The 19,954-nt window shown below is 72.3% G+C and carries 17 protein-coding genes; 10 read left to right on the forward strand and 7 right to left on the reverse strand.

Annotated features, from left to right (window positions below; all coding sequences use genetic code 11):
* Nucleotides 1-52: 52 nt before the first annotated feature.
* Complete coding sequence (locus IPT68_RS31275; protein WP_189698259.1) at nucleotides 53-1,072, reverse strand: carbohydrate kinase family protein; 1,020 nt, start codon at nucleotides 1,070-1,072, stop codon at nucleotides 53-55.
* 128 nt (nucleotides 1,073-1,200) lie between these two features.
* Between IPT68_RS31275 and IPT68_RS31280 the strand changes: the two genes are divergently transcribed.
* From IPT68_RS31280 to IPT68_RS31295, 4 genes are read left to right on the forward strand one after another with little or no spacing between them, the layout of a single operon-like run.
* Nucleotides 1,201-1,965, forward strand: a complete 765-nt coding sequence (locus IPT68_RS31280) for a DeoR/GlpR family DNA-binding transcription regulator (protein WP_189698091.1) — start codon at nucleotides 1,201-1,203, stop codon at nucleotides 1,963-1,965.
* Nucleotides 1,962-3,302 carry a 6-phospho-beta-glucosidase gene (locus IPT68_RS31285; RefSeq protein WP_189698090.1) on the forward strand — a complete coding sequence of 447 codons (1,341 nt, stop codon included), beginning with the start codon at nucleotides 1,962-1,964 and terminating at the stop codon, nucleotides 3,300-3,302. The genes IPT68_RS31280 and IPT68_RS31285 overlap by 4 nt, the downstream gene beginning before the upstream one ends.
* A 41-nt stretch (nucleotides 3,303-3,343) precedes the next feature.
* Nucleotides 3,344-6,388 carry an alpha-mannosidase gene (locus tag IPT68_RS31290; RefSeq protein ID WP_189698089.1) on the forward strand — a complete coding sequence of 1,015 codons (3,045 nt, stop codon included), beginning with the start codon at nucleotides 3,344-3,346 and terminating at the stop codon, nucleotides 6,386-6,388.
* A gap of 3 nt (nucleotides 6,389-6,391) precedes the next feature.
* Nucleotides 6,392-7,591: an alpha-L-fucosidase gene (locus tag IPT68_RS31295; RefSeq protein ID WP_189698088.1), complete on the forward strand. Its 1,200-nt coding sequence runs from the start codon at nucleotides 6,392-6,394 to the stop codon at nucleotides 7,589-7,591.
* A gap of 176 nt (nucleotides 7,592-7,767) precedes the next feature.
* Here IPT68_RS31295 and IPT68_RS31300 read toward each other — a convergent pair whose 3' ends face one another.
* The gene (locus IPT68_RS31300) at nucleotides 7,768-8,892 is read right to left on the reverse strand and encodes an ATP-grasp domain-containing protein (protein WP_189698087.1); all 1,125 of its coding nucleotides are present in this window, start codon (nucleotides 8,890-8,892) and stop codon (nucleotides 7,768-7,770) included.
* A 296-nt stretch (nucleotides 8,893-9,188) separates the two neighbouring features.
* Here IPT68_RS31300 and IPT68_RS31305 point away from each other — a divergent pair, with 296 nt between their 5' ends.
* Nucleotides 9,189-10,049 carry a metallophosphoesterase family protein gene (locus IPT68_RS31305; RefSeq protein ID WP_189698086.1) on the forward strand — a complete coding sequence of 287 codons (861 nt, stop codon included), beginning with the start codon at nucleotides 9,189-9,191 and terminating at the stop codon, nucleotides 10,047-10,049.
* Complete coding sequence (locus IPT68_RS31310; protein WP_189698085.1) at nucleotides 10,046-10,726, forward strand: 4'-phosphopantetheinyl transferase family protein; 681 nt, start codon at nucleotides 10,046-10,048, stop codon at nucleotides 10,724-10,726. The genes IPT68_RS31305 and IPT68_RS31310 overlap by 4 nt, the downstream gene beginning before the upstream one ends.
* Nucleotides 10,727-10,747: 21 nt before the next feature.
* Here the strand turns inward: IPT68_RS31310 and IPT68_RS31315 are convergent, their stop codons facing one another.
* The 3 genes from IPT68_RS31315 to IPT68_RS31325 all read right to left on the reverse strand — a co-directional run bounded on the left by IPT68_RS31315 (nucleotide 10,748) and on the right by IPT68_RS31325 (nucleotide 12,607).
* On the reverse strand, nucleotides 10,748-10,984 hold the full coding sequence (locus tag IPT68_RS31315) for a hypothetical protein (RefSeq protein ID WP_189698084.1): 237 nt from the start codon (nucleotides 10,982-10,984) through the stop codon (nucleotides 10,748-10,750).
* 403 nt (nucleotides 10,985-11,387) lie between these two features.
* Nucleotides 11,388-11,918 (reverse strand): toxin-antitoxin system, toxin component, encoded by a 531-nt coding sequence (locus IPT68_RS31320; RefSeq protein ID WP_189698258.1) that lies wholly within the window; start codon nucleotides 11,916-11,918, stop codon nucleotides 11,388-11,390.
* A gap of 32 nt (nucleotides 11,919-11,950) precedes the next feature.
* Nucleotides 11,951-12,607 (reverse strand): helix-turn-helix domain-containing protein, encoded by a 657-nt coding sequence (locus tag IPT68_RS31325; RefSeq protein WP_189698083.1) that lies wholly within the window; start codon nucleotides 12,605-12,607, stop codon nucleotides 11,951-11,953.
* A gap of 223 nt (nucleotides 12,608-12,830) precedes the next feature.
* Here IPT68_RS31325 and IPT68_RS31330 point away from each other — a divergent pair, with 223 nt between their 5' ends.
* From IPT68_RS31330 to IPT68_RS31345, 4 genes are all read left to right on the forward strand, one after another.
* Nucleotides 12,831-13,502, forward strand: coding sequence for an MmyB family transcriptional regulator (locus IPT68_RS31330; protein ID WP_189698082.1), 672 nt, complete (start codon nucleotides 12,831-12,833; stop codon nucleotides 13,500-13,502).
* A 126-nt stretch (nucleotides 13,503-13,628) separates the two neighbouring features.
* Nucleotides 13,629-14,627 (forward strand): LacI family DNA-binding transcriptional regulator, encoded by a 999-nt coding sequence (locus IPT68_RS31335; protein ID WP_189698081.1) that lies wholly within the window; start codon nucleotides 13,629-13,631, stop codon nucleotides 14,625-14,627.
* A 119-nt stretch (nucleotides 14,628-14,746) separates the two neighbouring features.
* Nucleotides 14,747-16,192, forward strand: a complete 1,446-nt coding sequence (locus IPT68_RS31340; protein ID WP_228040052.1) for an ABC transporter substrate-binding protein — start codon at nucleotides 14,747-14,749, stop codon at nucleotides 16,190-16,192.
* Nucleotides 16,075-18,093, forward strand: coding sequence for a phosphocholine-specific phospholipase C (locus tag IPT68_RS31345; protein ID WP_228040638.1), 2,019 nt, complete (start codon nucleotides 16,075-16,077; stop codon nucleotides 18,091-18,093). The genes IPT68_RS31340 and IPT68_RS31345 overlap by 118 nt, the downstream gene beginning before the upstream one ends.
* A 21-nt stretch (nucleotides 18,094-18,114) precedes the next feature.
* Here the strand turns inward: IPT68_RS31345 and IPT68_RS31350 are convergent, their stop codons facing one another.
* Both IPT68_RS31350 and IPT68_RS31355 read right to left on the reverse strand, forming a co-directional pair.
* Nucleotides 18,115-19,008 (reverse strand): DMT family transporter, encoded by an 894-nt coding sequence (locus IPT68_RS31350; RefSeq protein WP_189698079.1) that lies wholly within the window; start codon nucleotides 19,006-19,008, stop codon nucleotides 18,115-18,117.
* On the reverse strand, nucleotides 19,005-19,790 hold the full coding sequence (locus tag IPT68_RS31355; protein WP_189698078.1) for a phosphatase PAP2 family protein: 786 nt from the start codon (nucleotides 19,788-19,790) through the stop codon (nucleotides 19,005-19,007). The genes IPT68_RS31350 and IPT68_RS31355 overlap by 4 nt, the downstream gene beginning before the upstream one ends.
* Between the last annotated feature and the right edge of the window lie 164 nt (nucleotides 19,791-19,954).

Here is a 19,954-nt window from a genome sequence, read left to right on the forward strand (position 1 = left end):
GCCTTTCGGATCTGTTCGGGACTTCGCAGGGGAAGCAGGGGAAAAAGGGGTGTCAGTACCGCCGTACGGGCGGGGTCACGGGGGCGTACGTCACCGGCGGCCCGGGATCGGCCGGAAGCCGGTCGGCCAGGAAGCCGTACGCCTGTCGGAGGCCGGGGTCGGTCAGCGAGCGCCACCACCGGTCGACGCCGAACCAGCCGGGTGCGGCCAGGGCGCCGCCGTGGTGCCGTACGGAGAGCCCGGCGGCCAGGACCGCGAACCGCAGCCGCTCCGCCAGGGGCCAGCCGCCCAGCGAGGCGGCGACGAAGCCCGCCCCGAAGACGTCACCGGCGCCGGTGGCGTCCAGGACGTCGACGTCCACGGCGGGCACCTCCGCGTACTCGCCGGTGAGCTGGTCGACGGCGACCGCGCCGTGGTCGCCCCGGGTCACCACCGCCACCGGCACCCGTTCGGACAGGGCGCCGAGGGCCGCGACCGCGCTGTCGGTGCGGGTGTACGCCATCGCCTCCTGCTCGTTGGGCAGGAAGGCATGGCAGAGCGCGAGCTGGTCCAGCAGGTCCCGGGACCAGGCCCGCGTGGGGTCCCAGCCGACGTCGGCGTAGATGTGCGTGCCGTTCGCCGCCGCCTTCGCGAGCCAGGCGCGCGGTTCCGCCTCCAGGTGCACCAGCGCGGTGCGCGCCGCGGGCGGGTCGCCCATCAACGCGTCCTGCGAGTAGGGCGGTTCCTGCCCGTGGGTGACCAGGGCCCGGTCGTGGCCGACGGCCAGGGAGACGGTGACGGGGGTGGGCCAGCCGTCCGCCGTGCGGGACGGGGACAGGTCGACGCCCTCCTGGCCCGCCAGGACCTCCCGGAGGTAGGCGCCGTAGAAGTCGTCACCGAACACCGTGGCCAGTGAGGTGCGCAGACCGAACCGGGCGGCGGCCACGGCGAGGTTGGCGATTCCGCCCGGTCCGCAGCCCATGCCGGCCGTCCAGATCTCCTCGCCCGGCGTCGGCGGCCCGCCCAGACCCGTGAGGACGAGGTCGTAGAAGAGCAGCCCGGTCAGCAGCACATCGGGCCGGTCGTCGTCCACGGAGAACGTCCTCTCGTCAGAACTCTTCAATTCGGTGACCGGAATCGTGCGCCCCGCGCGGAGATTGGTCAATACCCGAGCAGAAATGAGCATGGCGGTGATTGAAGATGACGAGTACTGTGCATCGCGTGCTGGCAGAACGACGACACCAACTCATCCTGCGCGCCCTGCGCTCCGGCGGACCCGCGGCCGTGACCGATCTCTCCGAGCAACTCGGGGTCAGCCCCGCCACCGTCCGCCGCGACCTGGTCAAGCTCGAGGAGGACGGCCTGCTCACCCGGGTGCACGGCGGCGCCGTGGCCGAGGAGGGCGACCAGCCCTTCGCCGAGGTCGCCGAGGTGCGCGTGCCCGAGAAGGACGCCATAGCCGCGCACGCCGCCGCGATGATCGCGGACGGTCAGTCGGTGCTGCTCGACATCGGCACCACCGCCTACCGGCTGGCCCGCCACCTGCACGGCCGTCGGCTCACCGTGATCACCAGCAACCTGGTGGTGTACGAGGAACTCGCCGACGACGAGGGCATCGAACTGGTGCTGCTCGGCGGCATGGTCCGCCGCGAGTACCGCTCCCTGGTCGGCTTCCTCACCGAGGACAACCTGCGCCAGCTGCACGCCGACTGGCTCTTCCTCGGCACCAGCGGGGTGCGGCCCGGCGGGCAGGTGATGGACACGACCGTCGTCGAGGTGCCGGTCAAGCGGGCCATGATCGGGGCGAGCGACAAGGTCGTACTGCTCGCGGACTCGGCGAAGTTCCCGGGTACGGGCATGGCGAAGGTCTGCGGACCGGAGGAGCTGGACGTGGTGGTGACGAACGCGCCGGTGAACGCGGCGACGCGGTCCTCCCTGGAGGAGGCCGGTGTCGAGGTGGTCGTGGCAGGGAAGGTGCAGGCGTGAGGCTGACGATTCTGGGCGGCGGCGGATTCCGGGTGCCGCTCGTGTACGGGGCGCTCCTCGGGGACCACGCCGAGGGCCGGGTCACACAGGTCGTGCTGCACGACCTGGACGCCGGCCGGCTGGACGCGGTCACCCGGGTGCTGGCCGAGCAGGCCGCCGGTGTCCCCGACGCGCCCGAGGTGACCGCCACCACCGACCTGGACGAGGCCCTGCGCGGCGCGGACTTCGTGTTCTCCGCGATCCGCGTCGGCGGACTCCAGGGCCGCGCCGACGACGAGCGGGTGGCGCTCGCCGAGGGCGTCCTCGGCCAGGAGACGGTCGGCGCGGGCGGCATCGCGTACGGCCTGCGCACGGTTCCGGTGGCGGTCGACATCGCCCGGCGCGTCGCCCGCCTTGCGCCCGACGCCTGGGTCATCAACTTCACCAACCCGGCCGGACTGGTCACCGAGGCCATGTCCCGCCACCTCGGGGACCGCGTCATCGGCATCTGCGACTCGCCGGTGGGCCTCGGCCGCCGCATCGCCCGCGTGCTGGGCGTGCACGACCCCGCGCAGGCGTGGATCGACTACGTCGGCCTCAACCACCTGGGCTGGGTGCGCGGCCTGCGCGTGGCGGGCCGCGACGAACTGCCGCGGCTGCTCGCCGACCCCGGCCTGCTCGGCTCCTTCGAGGAGGGCAGGCTCTTCGGCGCCGACTGGCTCCAGTCGCTGGGCGCCGTCCCCAACGAGTACCTGCACTACTACTACTTCAACCGGGAAGCCGTCCGCGCCTACCAGGAGGCCGAGCGGACGCGCGGCGCCTTCCTGCGCGACCAGCAGGCCCGTTTCTACGCGCGCACGCGCGACCCGGACGTCTCCGCCCTGCTCGCCTGGGACGCCACCCGCGCCGAGCGCGAGGCCACGTACATGGCGGAGAACCGCCAGGCGGCGGGCGCGGGCGACCGCGCCGCCGACGACCTGTCCGGCGGCTACGAGAAGGTGGCGCTGGCGCTGATGCGGGCCATCGCGCGGGACGAGCGGACGACGCTGATCCTCAACGTCCGCAACCGTGGCACCCTGTCGGTGCTCGACCCCGAGGCGGTGATCGAGGTTCCGTGCCTGGTCGACGCCAACGGCGCGCATCCGGTCGCCGTGGACCCGCTGCCGGACCACGCCACCGGCCTGGTCTGCGCGGTGAAGGCGGTCGAGCGCGAGGTGCTGGCGGCCGCCGAGTCCGGTTGCCGCGCGACGGCCGTGAAGGCCTTCGCGCTGCATCCGCTCGTCGACTCGGTCACCGTGGCCCGGCGGCTCGTCGACGGCTACACGGCCGTCCACCCCGGCCTTTCGTACCTCAAGTAGAGCCCCAGGGCTCGACGCAGAGCCCTCCAGAGAGGTGTCCCATGCACGACGAACGCCGCCGGATCGAGGAGCGCGTCGAGCGCGTCCACAACCAGCGCATCAAGCCCGCGATCTACGCGGCCACCGTCCCGCTCGCGGTCGAGTCCTGGCAGGCGCCCGGCGAGCCGGTCCCCTTCGCCGAGGCCGCCGCCGCCCCGTACGAGCCCTTCGCCATGGACACCCCGTGGGGTCCGCCGTGGGGCACCACCTGGTTCCGGATGCGCGGACAGGTGCCCGCCGACTGGGCCGGCCGGCGCGTCGAGGCCGTCATCGACCTCGGCTTCGTCGGCGACTGGCCCGGCAACCAGGCCGAGGCCCTGGTCCACCGCGTCGACGGCACCCCGCTGAAGGCGGTCAACCCGCAGAACCAGTACGTGCCGGTCGCGCACCCCGCGGCGGGAGGCGAGCAGGTCGACTACCTGGTCGAGGCCGCCTCGAACCCCGACATCCTGGCGAACGACTTCGCCGCGCCCACGCCCCTCGGCGACGTGCTCACCGCGGGCGACGCGCCGCTCTACACCTTCCGCCGCGCCGACCTCGCCGTCCTCGACGAGGAGGTCTGGCACCTCTCGCTCGACGTCCAGGTGCTGCGCGAGCTGATGCTGGAGCTGGGCGAGCACGACCCGCGCCGGCACGAGATCGCCCACGCGCTGGACCGTGCCATGGACGCCGTCGACCTGGACGACGTCTCCGGCACGGCGGCCGACGTGCGCGCCGTCCTGCGCCCCGTCCTGGCCAGGTCCGCGCACGCCAGCGCGCACACCCTCTCCGCCGTGGGCCACGCGCACATCGACTCCGCGTGGCTGTGGCCGATCCGCGAGACCAAGCGCAAGACCTCCCGCACCTTCTCCAACGTCACCGCGCTCGCCGAGGAGTACGAGGAGTTCGTCTTCGCCTGCTCGCAGGCCCAGCAGTACGCGTGGGTGCGCGACCACTACCCGCGGGTGTGGGAGCGGATCAAGAAGGCCGTCGTCGACGGCAGCTGGGCGCCGGTCGGCGGCATGTGGGTGGAGGCCGACGGCAACCTCCCCGGCGGCGAGGCCCTGGCCCGCCAGCTGATCCACGGCAAGCGGTTCTTCATGGAGCACTTCGGCATCGAGACCAAGGGCGTGTGGCTGCCCGACTCCTTCGGCTACACCGCCGCCTACCCGCAGCTCGCCAGGCTCGCGGGCAACGAGTGGTTCCTCACGCAGAAGATCTCCTGGAACCAGACCAACAAGTTCCCGCACCACACCTTCTGGTGGGAGGGCATCGACGGCACCCGCATCTTCACCCACTTCCCGCCCGTCGACACCTACAACGCCGAGTTCTCCGGCAAGGAGATGGCCCACGCCGTCCGCAACTACCAGGACAAGGGGCGCGGTACGAGGTCCCTGGCCCCCTTCGGCCACGGCGACGGCGGCGGCGGTCCCACCCGCGAGATGCTGGAGCGCGCCCGGCGCCTGGCCGACCTGGAGGGCTCGGCCAAGGTCCGCATCGAGCACCCGGACGCCTTCTTCGCCGCCGCCCGCGAGGAGTACCCGGACGCCCCGGTCTGGGTCGGCGAGCTCTACCTGGAGCTGCACCGCGCCACCTACACCTCCCAGGCCCGCACCAAGCAGGGCAACCGTCGCAGCGAACACCGGCTGCGCGAGGCGGAGTTGTGGGCGACCACGGCGGCCCTGCACGCGCCGGGCTACTCCTACCCGTACGAGGCGCTCGACCGCCTGTGGAAGACGGTGCTGCTGCACCAGTTCCACGACATCCTGCCGGGCTCCTCGATCGCCTGGGTGCACCGGGAGGCGGAGGCGGAGTACGCCCGGGTGGCCGCGGAGCTGGAGACGCTGACGCGGGAGGCGATCGCGGCGCTGGGCACGGGCGAACCGCAAGCGTTCAACACCAGTCCCTTCGACCGGGACGAGGTGGTCCGCGGGGCGGACGGCGAGACCACCGTCGTCAGGGTGCCGGCGAGCGGCAGCGCGCCCCTGGGCAACACCCTGACCCACGACATGGTGATCGTGACCGACCGCACCCTCGACAACGGCCTCGTCCGCGTCGAACTCGCCGACGACGGCACCCTGGCCTCCGTCCGCGACCTCCGCGCGGACCGAGAGGTCCTCGCCGGCCCCGGCAACCTGCTCCGCCTCCACACGGACCTGCCCAACCACTGGGACGCCTGGGACATCGACAAGCACTACCGCAACCGCCACACCGACCTGCTGGACGCCGACTCCGTCACCGTCGTCGAGCAGGACCCGCTGCTCGGCGCGCTGAAGGTCGAGCGCTCCTTCGGCCGGGGCTCGAAGATCACCCAGACGATCACCCTCCGCTCCGGCAGCCCTCGCATCGACATCGAGACGGAGATCGACTGGCACGAGGCGGAGAAGATCCTCAAGGCGGCGTTCCCGGTGGACATCCGCGCGTCCCACTCGTCCGCCGAGATCCAGTTCGGCCACGTGCAGCGCCCCACGCACACCAACACCAGCTGGGAGTCGGCCCGCTTCGAGGTCTCCGGCCACCGCTGGGTGCACATCGCCGAACCCGGCTACGGCGTCGCGGTCCTGACCGACTCGACCTACGGCCACGACGTCTCCCGCACGGTCCGCGAGGACGGGGGCACGACGACGACCGTCGCCCTCAGCCTCGTCCGCGCCCCGCGCGTCCCCGACCCGCAGGCCGACCAGGGCCGTCACCGCTTCACGTACGCGCTGCTGCCCGGAGCGGGCGTCGAGGAGACGGTCGCCGAGGGCTACGCCCTGAACCTGCCGCTGCGCGTCGCGGACTCGGCGGGCGCCCCGCGGCCCGTCGTCTCCGTGGACGGCGCGGGCGTGACCGTCGAGGCGGTCAAGCTCGCCGACGACCGGTCCGGCGACGTCGTCGTACGGCTCTACGAGTCCCGCGGCGGCCGGGCCGCCGGCGTACTGCGCACCGGCTTCCCGCTGGCCGGAGCCCAGGTGACCGACCTGCTGGAACGCCCGCTCAAGGACGCGGCCACCGACGGCGACGGCGGTGTGCCCCTCACCCTGCGACCGTTCCAGATCCTGACGCTGCGGCTGCGAAGGCGCTGACCGGTGCCCCTGCAGCAGTGGTTCGCCGACGCCAAACTGGGGATCTTCGTCCACTGGGGGATCTACGCCGTCGACGGCGTCCAGGAGCTGGACCGCTTCACCGCCGCCCGCTACGACCCGCGTGCGTGGGCCGGGCTGTTCGCGCGCGCCGGCGCCCGGTACGCCGTACTGACCAGCCGGCACCACGACGGAGTCGCCCTGTGGGACAGCGCCCACGGCGAGCTGAACGTGGGCCGCGACCTGATCGCCGGGTACGCCGGCGCCCTGCGCGAGCGGGGCCTCAAGGTCGGCCTGTACTACTCGCACTCCGACTGGAGCCACCCCGACTACGCCTCCACCCGCAAGCCGGGCCGGCCGCCCGAGCTGGAGGACAGCCCTTACTCCGAGGTCGCGGCCGAGGACGAGGACCCGGCCGCCTGGGAACGGTTCCTCGCCTACCGGGACGGCCAGATCCGCGAACTCACCTCCCGCTACCGGCCCGACCTGATGTGGTTCGACGGCGAGTGGGAGCGCAGCGCGGAGCAGTGGCGCATCCCCGAACTCGCCGCCCTGATCCGCTCTCGGGTGCCGGACGTCGTGTTCAACGCCCGCATGCTCGGCGAGGGCGACTACGCCACGCCCGAACAGGGCGCCCCGGTGGTCCCGCCCGAAGGCCCCTGGGAGCTGTGCCTGACGGTCAACGACTCGTGGGGTCACCAGCACCACGACCACCACCACAAGTCGGTGGACCAGCTGATCCGGTACTTCACCGAGACGATCGGCGGCGGTGGCAACCTGCTGCTCGGTGTCGGACCCCGCGAGGACGGCACCATACCCGTGGAACAGGCGGAACGGCTTCAAGGCCTGGGCGCCTGGATCCGCCGGCACGCCGAGGCCGTGTACGGGACCGTGCGGGGCCTGCCCGCCGGGCACCACTACGGCCCGAGCACCCTCTCCCCGGACCGCCGCACGCTGTACCTGGTCCTCTTCGACGCCCCGCGCGCCGAGATCAACGTGCGCGGCCTGCTCAGCCGGGTGCGCCGGGTGACGGTGCTCGGCACCGGCACCGAGCTGTCCCACGACGTCACCGGCGGCCTGCACGAGACGCCCGGGGTGCTCTGGATCGAGCCGCCCGCCGAGGACGCCCTCGACCCGCACGCCACGGTGCTCGCCGTCGAACTGGACGGCGAACTGGAGCTGTACCGGGGGTCCGGCCGGTGGTGACCGCCGGCCGACCCACATACCGGCCGGCCCACCTGCCTGCCGGCCCACATCCCGGGTCGGGTGCGTGCGCACAGGCGTGGCTCGACCACGTGCCTGCCGGCCCCCATACCGGCCCGGCCCGCATACCGGCCGGCCCGCATCTCGGGTCGGGTGGGCCCACCGGCGTGGCGGACGGCCTACAGGGGCAGCGCCTGCGCCGCGGACTGCACGCGCGCCGGCTCGGCGACGGCCGCGGGCACCACGGCGGCCTCCTCCTGCGTCCGCTGCGGCGGAACGCCGACCGGCCGCACCGGCCGCGGGGCGGCCACCACCGTGTAGTCCTGCCCGAGGAACGGCGGCTCGATCGGCCCGGGGTCGTCGCCGAGAGCCAGCCGCACGGCGGCCCACGGCGCGTTGACCCCGCACAGCGACAGCTGGTGCAACCCACCGGCCGGACGCGCGTTGACATCCATCAGCACCGGCTGCTCGCCGAACATCCGGAACTGGATGTTGGACAGGTAGTGCAGCCCGAAGCCCTCGGCGATCCGTCGCGCCGGCTCCACGAACCGCTCGTGCAGCGTGAAGCCGCGGCGACGCCCGTTCTTCGTCCGCCCGACGGCCAGCCGGACGACGTTGTCGCGCCCGGTGAGACAGTCGACGGACACCTCCGGCTGCTCCAGTCGCGGCATCACCAGCCAGTCCACCGGCTCGTCGGCCTGCCGCAGTGCCTGAAGCACCATGTCCAGCTGCACGTACGGCGTGGGGAAGCCGCTGAGGTGCAGCAGCGAGAAGGGGGCGCGCGTGACCACCCGGAAGCCCACCCCGCCCGCACCGGACGCCGGCTTGAAGCAGGCCCGGTGCCCACCCGCCTCCAACTCCTCCACGGCCGCCAGGAGTTCGTCGGCGTCGCGCACCCGCCACCACGGCGGCACCGGAACGCCGATCGCCTGGACCGCCTCGTAGGCGATCACCTTGTCCTCGAACACGGCCACGGCCTCCGGCGGCGGGGCCAGCAGCGCCGTGCCGACCGCCTCGAACTCCGCGCGGTGCGCCACGACCGCCGCCTGGTGCAGCCGCGGCACGAACACGTCGATCGCGCGCTTGGCGCACACGTCCAGGGCGTACTCGACGTAGGCGGCCGGGGACAGCCCCTCGGGCTCCAGATCGGCGGTGTCCGCGGCGGCGAGGACGGGGGAGTCCGGGTCGCCGTGGGTGGCGTGGATCTCGACGGCCCGGTCGCTGGGATTTCTCCGCAGCTGATCCATGAAGAACACGTTCTCCGCGTACGTGCGGTTGAGCCAGACGCGTACGCGAGAGACCATGCAGGCCGCCTTTCACGGTTCGCGGGCACGGCGGAGCGAGGCCGGCCCGGCCTGAGGGTGGTTGGAGGGTCACCGAACCGCCCCGTGTGAAGGGAGAGGGAGGGCGGTGGTGTCGGGGCGATCATACGGCTTCCCGGGCGCGCCGCGTGCAACGTGCGTGTTACGGAATTCCCGGTCACGCCCATCCGTCGCGCGGGTTCCCGCCGTCCCCCCAGTACACTCCGCTGGCCCTTGCCGACCCGGGAGCGGGTGTGTTCTCGTGGTCCCGTCCGTGTGATCGTGAAGGGGGCCGAAAGGTGACGTCGACGGCCGGTGGTGCCGGGCAGTTGCTGGCCATCAGCGACCTGCACATCGGGTACGCGGAGAACCGCGAGCTGGTCGAGAAGATGCGCCCCGACACCGATGACGACTGGCTGCTGGTGGCCGGGGACGTGGCGGAGAGCGTGTCCCGCATCCGCTGGGCGCTCGAAACCCTCGCGGGCCGCTTCCGCAAGGTGATCTGGGTTCCCGGCAACCACGAGCTGTGGACCCACCCCTCCGACACCGTCACCCTGCGCGGCGTCGCCCGCTACGAGTACCTGGTCGAGATGTGCCGCGAGCTGGGCGTGACGACCCCCGAGGACCCCTACCCGGTCTGGGAGGGCCCAGGCGGCCCGGTGGCCGTGGCGCCGCTGTTCCTGCTGTACGACTACTCGTTCCTGCCGGACGGCTGCGCCACCAAGGACGAGGGGCTGGCGTACGCGTACTCGACCGGGATCGTGTGCAATGACGAGCATCTGCTGCACCCCGACCCGTATCCCACCCGGGAGGAGTGGTGCCGGGCGCGGGTCGCCGAGACCGAGCGGCGGCTCGCCGAGATCCCCGAGGACCTGCCGACCGTGCTGGTCAACCACTATCCGCTGGACCGTCACCCGACCGAGGTGCTCTGGTACCCGGAGTTCGCCATGTGGTGCGGCACGCGGCTGACCGCCGACTGGCACCACCGGTTCCGGGTCGCCACGATGGTCTACGGCCACCTGCACATCCCGCGGACCACCTGGCACGACGGCGTCCGCTTCGAGGAGGTGTCGGTGGGATACCCGCGCGAGTGGCGCAAGCGCGAGGAGCCGCCGGGCCGGCTGCGCCGCATCCTGCCGGTGGAGGACGCGACGCCGTGATCGAGGAGCTGCTGCCCGCCTCGGTGGCGGCCGTCGAGGTGCACGGCGACGACGGGACCGAGCCCGCGCCGCTGTACCCGCAGGAGGCGGCGGTCGTCGCGCGGGCGGTCGCCAAACGGCGGCGCGAGTTCGCCGTCGTCCGCGCCTGCGCCCGCCGCGCCATGGAGAAACTGGGCGTGCCCGCGCAGGCCGTCCTCCCCGGCGAGCGCGGCGCCCCCGGCTGGCCGGCCGGGCTGGCCGGCAGCATGACCCACTGCGACGGCTACGCCGCCGCCGCGCTGGTCCGCGTCACCCACCTGGCGTCACTCGGGATCGACGCCGAACCGCACGCGCCGTTGCCCGCCGGCGTGCTGGAGGCCGTGGCCCTGCCGAGCGAGCGGGACCGGCTGCGCCGGCTCACCGCGCGGCACCCGGGCGTCCACTGGGAGCGCCTGCTGTTCAGCGCCAAGGAGTCCGTCTACAAGGCGTGGTACCCGCTCACCCGGACGTGGCTGGACTTCTCGGAGGCCGACATGGACATCGCCGTCGGACCCGACGGGGCGACGCACGGCCGTTTCCGCGCCGAGCTGCTCGTCCCCGGTCCCGTGGTCGGCGGTCGCCGCCTCGGCGCCTTCGACGGCCGCTGGACGGTCCAACGGGGCCTGGTGGCGACCTCCGTGACGGTGCCGCACGCCTGACGGCGTGCGGCCGCCGCCCTCTCAGTGCTCCGGGCACCAGGTCTGCAGCAGGCGGAAGAACGCCTCCTCGTTGCCCGTCAGGCCTGCGCGCGCCAGGGCCTGTTCGGCCTCGGCGAGGACGGCGGGCGGGACGACGGGTGGTCGACGGGCGTCCGGCGGGCCGGCCGCGGTGTCGAACGCCGCTCGTACGGTGTGCAGCAGGCGTAGATAGGCCTGCACGGCGGTGCGTTCCCGGTCGGTCAGTACGGCAGTGGGCATCGGTCGGCTCTCCCCGCCTCCTCGTCGCAACACGCGCCCCGACGGCACGTACGCCCCCGTATTCGACGGCGCACTCCCAGCTTGCCGTCCGCCACTGACAATCCGGCCCGGCCGCGCCCCGGTTCCCCCGCTCAGCGGAGGCGCGAGCACATCGCGACGCGGCGCGGAACAGCCGCCTGGCGCCGGTGCGCAGCCTGCTTCGAAGGGCGGCTGCCCCTGGGCGCTGTCGTGCGGATCACGCAGCGGACGCGGTGTCCGGCACGCGCATCTGCCGCGTTGTCGTCGGTCGCCGACGCCTCGCGTCAACTCCCTCCCCCTGCCTTGCAGCTGCACGCACCGGACCCCGCTCACCGGCACCGATCAGCACCGTCGGCGCCCTGCGACCCGATCCGAACGACAGGCCCTAGTGCTGGGGTCCGACGTAGCCCAGCGACGCCTCGATCCGGCCCGCCAGGTGGTCGCGCTGCACGGGCCCGCGCAGTGCCGAACCGGCCAGCCAGGTACGGCACTTGCTGGCGAGCAGCAGCCCGAAGCGCTCCGCCTCCTTCTCGTCGGCGAGGTCGAAGCGGGTGCGGGCGGCGACCTTCAGCACCGTCGCCTGGAGGTCGGCGTTGTCGTCGAGTAAACGGGCGGCGACCGCGGCGCCCTCGACGTGGTGGCTGCAGTGCCCGGCCTTCATGTGCCACAGCTCGTGCCCGAGGATCACCAACTGGTGTTCGGGGGCGGTGCGTTCCTCGATGACGACGAGGTCCTGGTCGGCCATGTCGAGCCACAGCCCGCTGGCGGTGCCCGGCGGGAAGGCGGCCGTACGGCAGTGGACGGGGCGGCCGCGGCGTCTGCTCATCGCGTCGCACAGCGCGGCGTACAGGTCGCCCGGGCGCGCCGGGACGGGCAGGGTCAGCTCCGCGACCAGCTCGCCGCACAGGCGGCGCATTTCCTTACCGATGCCCACACTTCTCTCCCGGATCACGACTCGGGCCGCTTGACGCTCTCCAGGAGCATGTCCAGCCATTCGGCGACCTTGTCGCGGTGCTGGTCGGTGGGCAGTTGGGCGGCCCGCCAGGCGATTCCGCGCACGCCGTGGTCCTGGAGCAGCCGCTCCAGGGGGTCGTCGGCCGCCGCGGCCGCCTCCCGTTCCCGGTCGGCGAGCTTCTGCAACAGCTCCTGCTCGGTGCGCTGGAGTGTGTCCGCGAGCGCCTCGGGGTCCTCGGCCGTGAGGAAACCGGCACGCACCCGGAAGAAGCGCTGGATGGCGTCGCAGTGCTCCATGGTGGGGCGCCGGTCGCCGTTGATGAGGGCGCCCGCCTGCTGCCGCGACATCCCGGCGCCGTCGGCGATCTCCTGCTGGGTGTACTTGCGCCCGTTGGGTTTCAGCCGGGTGCGGCGCAGCAGGTCCAGGCGCTGCAGGAACCGCGCCTGCACGTCCGGCTCGCCGGCGGGGCGGCCGCGCAGCAGGTCCCGGACGACGGGCTCGGGGACACCGCAGGCCACGGAGAGCCGGGCGGTGTCGAAGACCTCCGCGTGCGGCACGCCGAGTCGGTCGGCGAGCGCGGTGACGCGGGCGATGACGGCCGGCAGGGTGGCCGTCGCCGTGGCGCCCGGAACCTCGTAGCCATCCGTCACCGACAGGTCTCCTACGTCTCTCACGTACTTCTCGCGAGTGGTTGCCGTGAACTTCCCGGAGAGTAGCGGTTGCTTCGAACTCACATCCAGGTCTCGCCACAACTGTGGCCAATTTCAGCCGTCAACCGGCATGGAATGCCACGATAGTTGACACCGGAAGCGTCGGGGCACCAGGATCGGGGCGCCGCGTGAAGGCCGCAGAGGCAAGAGGGGTGACCTCCCGATGGCACAGCAGGCAGGAGGGCAGCGGTCCGCGTTGCGGTCCGTCCCCGAGGATCCCGAGGCCCAGTCGTATCTCCAGGACTACGCCGCCTTCATGGAGGCGGTCCCCTTCCCGTCCGTGGTCGTCGACCATCGCTGGGACGTCGTGCTGGCCAACAGCGCCTTCCACTCGCTCTTCCGGGGGGTCGCGCCCCACCCGACGGCGATGCCGGGCGACAACTTCCTGAGGTTCGTGCTGTTCCACCCGGACGCCGCCGGGGTGCTGGGCGAGCACGAGTCGCGCTGGTGCCTGCCGATGCTGGCGCACTTCGCCGCCGCCGTGGAGCGGCACGGCCACGACCACGGGTTGCAGGCCATCCGCCGGGAGATCGCGCAGGACCCCATCATGGAGGCCGCCTACCGGCAGGGGCTGCCGCACTGGGTGCGCGCGGTCGGCGAGGCGGCCGTCGAACACGACGGGGCGGTCCGTCCGCTGCTGCACCCGGACCCCCGTTGGGGCGCCACCGACTGCCGGATCGTCGCCGAGACGCCCCGGACCCTGCAGGACATGGGCTGGACCCGGTTCACGATGGTGCTGCGCGAGCCCCGCCGCCCCGCCGCCCCGCGCCGCCGGTCCCGCGACCGCCGTACCGCGAGCCATCTCACGGTGGTGCCCGCCACCCCCGAGGCCTGACCGGGCACCGCCGGCGTTCAGGTCGCCGACGGCGCCACGGTCGGGCCGGGGGAGTCATGAGCGGGGCCTGAGTACCGACCCCGCAGCACGCAAGCCACTTGCATTACTTGCGCTATTCTTGCGTGCATGACACGACGACTTGCGGAAGTGGCGAAGAAGGTCGGGGTCAGCGAGGCCACCGTCAGCCGGGTGCTCAACGGCAAACCCGGGGTCTCCGAAGCCACCCGGCAGGCCGTGCTGTCCGCGCTCGACGTCCTCGGCTACGAGCGGCCCACCCAGCTGCGCGGCGAACGCGCCCGCCTCGTCGGCCTGGTCCTGCCCGAGTTGCAGAACCCCATCTTCCCGGCGTTCGCCGAGGTCATCGGCGGTGCGCTCGCCCAGCTCGGCCTGACCCCGGTGCTGTGCACGCAGACCAAGGGCGGGGTCTCCGAGGCCGACTACGTGACCCTGCTGCTGCAGCAGCAGGTCTCCGGCGTCGTCTTCGTCGGCGGCCTGTACGCCCAGGCCGACGCCCCGCACGACCACTACCGGCTGCTCGCCGACCGCAACATCCCGGTCGTCCTGGTCAACGCGGCCATCGAGCACCTCGGCTTTCCCGGCGTCTCCTGCGACGACGCGGTCGCCGTCGAGCAGGCCTGGCGGCACCTGGCCTCCCTCGGCCACGAGCGGATCGGCCTGGTCCTCGGACCCGGCGACCACATGCCGTCGGCGCGCAAGCTGGCCGCCGCGCGGGCGATCGCCGGCGACCTCCCTGACGAGCACGTGGCGCGGGCCATCTTCTCCATCGAGGGCGGCCACGCGGCCGCCTCCCGGCTGATCGACCGCGGCGTCACCGGCTTCATCTGCGCCAGCGACCCCCTCGCCCTCGGTGTCGTGCGCGCCGCCCGCCGCAAGGGGCTCGGCGTGCCGTCACGGATCTCCGTGGTCGGTTACGACGACTCCGCGCTGATGAACTGCACCGAACCCCCGCTGACCACCGTCCGCCAGCCCATCGAGTCCATGGGCCGGGCGGTCGTGGAGCTGCTGAACGCGCAGATCGGCGGCAGTGCCGTGGCGGCCGAGGAGCTGCTGTTCGAGCCCGAGCTGGTGGTGCGGGGCTCCACGGCGCAAGCGCCACGCGACTGAGATCCCGTAGATCCGGCGTTCTGTCGAATAATTGCAATATCTGCGCGACATCTTCCGTGACGATGTCGGCGGTGCTTGAGTGTGCGGCGCCCACCGCTCCTGCCCAAAGGGGTCCACCGATGAGAAGCACCGGGTTCCGCCACGCCCTTCTGACGCTCCTGGCCTGTTCCTCCCTCGCCCTGTCCGCCTGCGGGTCGGGCGGCGAGGACGACTCCGCGAGCGGCAAGACCCGCATCACGGTCAACTGCATGCCGCCCAAGAGCGCCAAGGTCGACCGGCAGTTCTTCGAGGAGGACGTCGCCGCGTTCGAGAAGCAGAACCCGGACGTCGACGTCGTCCCGCACGACGCGTTCCCCTGCCAGGACCCCAAGACGTTCGACGCCAAGCTCGCCGGCGGCCAGATGGAGGACGTGTTCTACACGTACTTCACCGACGCCCGGCACGTCGTCGACATCGGCCAGGCCGCCGATCTCACGCCGTACGTCAAGGAACTCAAGAGCTACGAGACCATCCAGCAGCAGCTGCGCGAGATCTACACCGTCGACGGCAGGGTCTACGGCATCCCGCGCACCGGCTACTCGATGGGCCTGATCTACCACCGCGAACTCTTCGAGAAGGCCGGCCTGGACCCCGACCGGCCGCCCGCCACCTGGGACGAGGTGCGCGCCGCCGCCAAGAAGATCGCCGCGCTCGGCGACGGCACCGTCGGCTACGCCGACTACAGCGCCCAGAACCAGGGCGGCTGGCACTTCACCGCAGAGCTCTACTCGCAGGGCGGCAGTGTCGTCAGCGCCGACGGCGAGAAGGCCACCGTCGACACCCCCGAGGGGCGGGCGGTCCTGCAGACCCTGCACGACATGCGCTGGGAGGACGACTCGATGGGCAGCAAGCAACTGCTCGTCATCAACGACGTCCAGCAGATGATGGGCGCCGGCAAGCTCGGCATGTACCTCGCCGCCCCCGACAACATCCCGATCCTGGTCAAGGAGAAGGGCGCCGAGTACGAGGACATCGCCATCGCGCCGATGCCCGGCGGCAAGGCCACCCTCATCGGCGGCGACGGCTACATGTTCCACAAGAAGGCGACGCCCGAGCAGATCCGGGCCGGCCTGAAGTGGCTCGACCACATGTTCCTCACCCCCGGCGACGGCTTCCTCGGCGACTACGCCCGCGCCAAGATGCACGACGCGCCGGTCGGCCTGCCCGAGCCGCGGCTGTTCACCGGCGCCGCCGACTCGTCACGGACACCCGGAATGGGGGAGAAGCTCCCTGACGCACCCCGCGTACGCGTGACTTTCACAGCCGCGCCATCAGACCCTTCCCTGACGTTTGGTGCTCTTGGAACACTCCTTCCGCGCGCATTCCGTCATCACCCGGACGGTGAGACTCCCCCAGGACGAGAGGTCCCTCACTCATGCCCGAAGTCAACCGGCGCAAGTTCCTCCAGATCGCGGGGGCCACCACGGCCTTCACCGCCCTGGCGAGCAGTATCGAGCGCGCCGCCGCACTGCCGGCCAACCACCGCAACGGGACGATCGAGGACGTCGAGCACATCGTCGTCCTGATGCAGGAGAACCGTTCTTTCGACCACTACTTCGGCACGCTGCGCGGCGTCCGCGGCTTCGGCGACCCGCGGCCGGTGGCGCACGACAACGGCAAGTCGATCTGGCACCAGTCGGACGGCACCAAGGACATCCTGCCGTTCCACCCGGACGCCGACGACCTCGGCATGCAGTTCCTGGAGGGCCTGCCGCACGGCTGGACCGACGGCCAGCAGGCCTACAACGGCGGCAAGTACGACAAGTGGATCCCCGCCAAGGGCACGACCACCATGGCGTACCTGACCCGCGAGGACATCCCCTTCTACTACGCCCTCGCCGACTCGTTCACCATCTGCGACGCCTACCACTGCTCGTTCATCGGCTCCACCGACCCGAACCGCTACTACATGTGGTCCGGCTACACGGGCAACGACGGCAAGGGCGGCGGCCCCGTCCTCGGCAACGACGAGTTGGGCTACGACTGGACGACGTACCCCGAGCGCCTGGAGCAGGCCGGCATCTCCTGGAAGATCTACCAGGACATCGGCGACGGCCTCGACGCGGCCGGCTCGTGGGGCTGGATCAACGACGCCTACCGGGGCAACTACGGCGACAACTCGCTGCTGTACTTCAACAAGTACCGCAACGCCCAGCCCGGCGAGCCCTGGTACGACAAGGCCCGCACCGGCACCGACGTCAAGAACGGCGACGGCTACTTCGACCAGTTGAAGGCCGACGTCAAGGCCGGCAAGCTGCCGCAGATCTCCTGGATCGCCGCCCCCGAGGCCTTCTCCGAGCACTCCAACTGGCCCACGAACTACGGCGCCTGGTACATCGCGCAGGTCCTGGACGCCCTCACCTCCAATCCGGAGGTCTGGTCGAAGACGGCGCTGTTCATCACCTTCGACGAGAACGACGGCTTCTTCGACCATGTGGTGCCGCCGCTGCCGCCGAAGGACGGCTCCCGGGGCAAGTCCACCGTCGACGTGGCGCTCGACCTCTACAAGGGCGACAGCAAGCGCCCGGCCGGCCCCTACGGCCTCGGCCCGCGCGTTCCGATGCTTGTCGTCTCGCCGTGGAGCAAGGGCGGTTACGTCTGCTCCGAGACCCTCGACCACACCTCGATCCTGCAGTTCATGGAGCGCCGCTTCGGCGTCGAGGAGACGAACGTCTCCCCCTGGCGCCGGACCGTCTGCGGCGACCTGACCTCGGCCTTCGACTTCTCCCGCAAGGACAGCCGCCCGGCCGCCCTGCCGGACACGGACGAGTACGAGCCGCAGGACCGCGAGCGTCACCCCGACTACAGGCCGACGCCGCCGGCCGACCCCCGCATGCCCAAGCAGGAGCGCGGCCTGCGCCTGGCCCGCCCGCTCAAGTACGCCCCCTACGTGGACGGTTCGGTGGACGCGGCGAACGGCAGGTTCACGCTGACGTTCGCCTCCGGCGCCAAGGCCGGTGCCGCCTTCCACGTCACCTCCGGCAACCGCACCGACGGTCCGTGGCAGTACACCACCGAGGCCGGCAAGAGCATCTCCGACACCTGGAACTCGGCGTACTCCCAGGGCTCCTACGACCTGACCGTGCACGGCCCCAACGGTTTCGTGCGCTTCTTCCAGGGCTCGAACAAGGCGGCCGGCCCGGAGGTCACCGCGCGCCACCACGGCGACGACGTCGTGCTGAGCCTCACCAACAAGGGGTCCGGCACCGTCCAGCTGAAGGTGGCCGACGGCTACACCGGCCGGACGAGGACCCTGAAGGTGCGCGCCGGTTCGTCCGTGCAGCACGTCGTCGATCTGGCGGCGAGCCGGCGCTGGTACGACCTGACGGTCACGTCCGAGGCCGACCCCGCGTTCCTGCGGCGCTTCGCGGGGCACGTCGAGAACGGGCGCCCGGGTGTGAGCGACCCGGCGATCATCACCGAGTAGGCGGTGCGGCAGGCGTAGCGCTCAGAGGTGCGTGAGGTGCCCCGGCCGTGACGGCCGGGGCACCAGCGTCTGCGGTTCGGGCATGGCCGGACGGTCGTCCGGTGCCGTCCGGGCCAGCAGCACCACGCCCCAGGACGCCAGCAGCGCGCCGGCGAGCGCCACGAGCATGCCGGCCGCCCCGCCCCGGAGCCGTTCGCCCAGCAGGGACAGGCCGATCACCGACGCGGCCACCGGGTTGCTCAGGGTGACCACCGCGAGCGGGGCCCCCAGCCCGCCCCGGTAGGCGATCTGGGACAACAGCAGGCCGCCGGTCGCGAACGCCGCGACCAGCAGCGCCACCGAGACGACCTGGACGCCGAGCACCGGCCCCGTCTCGTCCGTCGCGGCCACCGTCACCGTCTGGGTGAGGGCGGAGCCGACCCCGGAGGCGACCCCGGACGCCGTGGCGTGCCGCAGCCCGGGCCGGGTGCCGGGCCGGGCCAGCGCGCCGATCAGCACCGACGCCGATCCGGCCACGGCCAGCGCCTCGGTCACGCCGAGCACGTCGTCGGGCGCCGGCCCGGACGCCGTGACCAGCAGCGCCCCCAGGCCGGCCAGGGTGAGGGCGGTGCCCCGCCACTCCACCGCGCTGACCCGCCGCCCCGCGAGCCTCGCCCCCATCGGCACGGCCGCGACCAGCGTCAGCGCTCCGAGCGGCTGCACCACCGTGAGCGGCCCGTACCTCAGCGCCACGACGTGCAGCACCGCGCCGGAGGCGTTCAGCGCCACCGACATCCACCACGCCGTGCTGCCCAGCAGTCGCAGCGCACCCGAGTCCGCGGAACGGGCGGCGAGCCGTTCCTGAGCGACGGCGGCGGCCGCGTAGGCGACGGCGGAGAACAGCGACAGGACGACGGCGAGCACGGTGGCGCTCATCGGCCCGCCTCGACGAGCGCCGGCCGCTGTGCCGGTACGACGACCCGGGCGCCCGGCGCGGCCGTGCGCGCCGCCGGGCGGATCACCGTCAGCGCCCCGCCCAGCAGCGCCGCCGCGAGGATCGAGTCGAGCCAGTAGTGGTTCGCGGTGCCCACGATCACCAGCAGGGTCAGCAGCGGGTGCAGCAGCCACAGCCACCGCCAGTGCGACCGGGTCGCCACGAGCAGTCCGACCGCCACCATCAGCGCCCAGCCGAAGTGCAGCGAGGGCATCGCCGCGAACTGGTTCGACAACTGGTCGGTCTGCGGGGAGCCGTACACCGACGGTCCGTAGACCCGCCCGGTGTCCACCAGCCCCGTCGCCGCCAGCATCCGCGGCGGCGCCAGCGGGAACGCCAGATGCAGCACCAGCGCGGCGGCGGTGAGCGCGGCGAGCACCCGGCGGGCCCACACGTAGTGGGCGGGGCGGCGCAGGTACAGCCAGACCAGGAAGGCGGCGGTCGCGGGGAAGTGCACGGTGGCGTAGTACGTGTTCGCCGCCTGCACCGGGACGTCGCCGTGCAGCAGCAGGGACTGCACCGCGCCCTCGCCGGGAAGCCGCACGGCACGTTCCAGGTCCCACACCCGGTGCGCGTTGCGAAACGCCTCCCGGGTGTGGTCGGTCGCCAGTAGCCGGCCGGACTTGTAGAGGAGGAAGAGGCCCGCGACGAGCAGGAACTCTCTCAGGAGGGGCGGGCGCGCCGGCGCGGCGTCCCCCTCCGCAGGCTCGGTGCGGGCATTCATCCCCCGGCCCCTTCACTGACGGTGGTGCACTGACTGCAATCGATACGCTAGCGTACCGATACGGCAGTGTACCGATACGGGCGAGTACCGGTACACTGGCGTATCGATTGCGTACGACACACTGGACTGCGAACCCCGGCGGGCAGGACGGGAGTGCCGGGAGC

The sequence above is a fragment of the Streptomyces chromofuscus genome, from assembly GCF_015160875.1.
Taxonomy (GTDB): domain Bacteria; phylum Actinomycetota; class Actinomycetes; order Streptomycetales; family Streptomycetaceae; genus Streptomyces; species Streptomyces chromofuscus.